Origin of the sequence: Reyranella sp. (assembly GCF_004296935.1) — a bacterium.
Classification (GTDB): domain Bacteria; phylum Pseudomonadota; class Alphaproteobacteria; order Reyranellales; family Reyranellaceae; genus Reyranella.
In genome coordinates this window covers 1-1,259 of sequence record NZ_SCVH01000176.1, presented here as the reverse complement: position 1 = coordinate 1,259, position 1,259 = coordinate 1, and the positions used below count along the sequence as shown (strand labels likewise).

Sequence of the window (1,259 nt, the reverse complement as noted above, 5' to 3'; positions counted from 1 at the left end):
CACACGGCCGAATCCGCATACGCGAACGGTCTTCTCGACGCGCTGGTCCCCGAGCCGGAGCAACCCGCCCGCCTTCGCTCGGTGCTCGGTCTGGCGGCCGCAGACCCACTGACTCTCCCTGCAGGGCGAGGTGGACCTCGAACCGCCGCGGCGTCGCCGGTCTCGTCGGACGCCTGGGACGTGGCAGGGTTCGCACGATCTCCCCGGCGCGCCTCGGGGTTGGAATGGGCTGCCTGGCTTACAGATTCGTGGATCGAGCTGCGCGGTACTGATCCCGCGATACGGGCGGGTATCGCCACCGTCGACGGAGTTCGTGTGGTGCTGATCGCGATGGATCGGGTGCCGGGCGCCGGGCTGGGTCTGCCGGGCCCGGCCGCGTTCCGGCTTGCGCAGCGGGCCATTTCCCTGGCCGACCGCTTACATCTGCCGGTGGTCACCTTGGTCGACACCCCCGGTGCCGACCCCTCGCCCGACGCGGAGGCCGACGGTATCGCGCACGAGATCTCGGCCACCATGGCCGCGATGGCTGCGCTGTCCAGCGTCAGTGTCTCGATCGTGGTCGGCGAAGGTGGCAGCGGCGGCGCGATGGCCCTCGCGCACGCCGATCACGTTGCAATGCTCCGGCATTCGGTTTTCTGGGTGATCGGACCGGAGGCGGGGTCGGCCGTACTCTATCGCGATCCGAGCCGGGCAGCCGGCCTCGCCCGCGCATTCGCACCCACCGCCGCCGAACTCGTGGGTTCGGGATTCGCCGAACGCGCCCTGCCGGAGTCGATCACGGGCGTCCGCCGGTACATCCTCGACAGCATCGCCCGCAACGACGCGGGTCATCGCACCAGCCGCTGGAATGCGATGACCGAACGTGCCTACCGCGGAGCCGGACCGAACAGCTAATTTCAACGAAGAGAACAGGACTCACCATGGCGAAATCGATACTGCTGGCCTCCAGCAGTCCGGCGACCGCGGCCGACGACGAGGAATTCGGCCGATGGTACGACGGGGTGCACATCCCCGATGTTCGGGCGGCGATACCGGCCATCACCACCGTCGGCCGCTACAAGGTACTCACCGCTGACGCCGACGCGCTGCCCCGCTACGTCGCGATCTACGAGATCGACGACGCCGACGCGGCCGGAGCTGCTGCTGCGCTGCAGGGCGCCGTGGGAGAAGGACGGGTGACGATGACCGAGACGATGAACGTCACCGACCATCCGCCGGTGGTCGAATTCCTCACCAGCATCTGATTTTTCATCCAGAAG

Annotated in this window: 2 protein-coding genes; both read left to right on the top strand. The window is 68.1% G+C overall.

Annotated features, from left to right (window positions below; genetic code table 11):
• Window positions 1–894: carboxyl transferase domain-containing protein (locus EPO55_RS26100; protein ID WP_296340557.1), on the top strand; the 894-nt coding region annotated here is incomplete at its 5' end.
• A 26-nt stretch (window positions 895–920) separates the two neighbouring features.
• Window positions 921–1,244: a DUF4286 family protein gene (locus EPO55_RS26095; protein WP_032375027.1), complete on the top strand. Its 324-nt coding sequence runs from the start codon at window positions 921–923 to the stop codon at window positions 1,242–1,244.
• The last annotated feature ends 15 nt before the right edge of the window (window positions 1,245–1,259 follow it).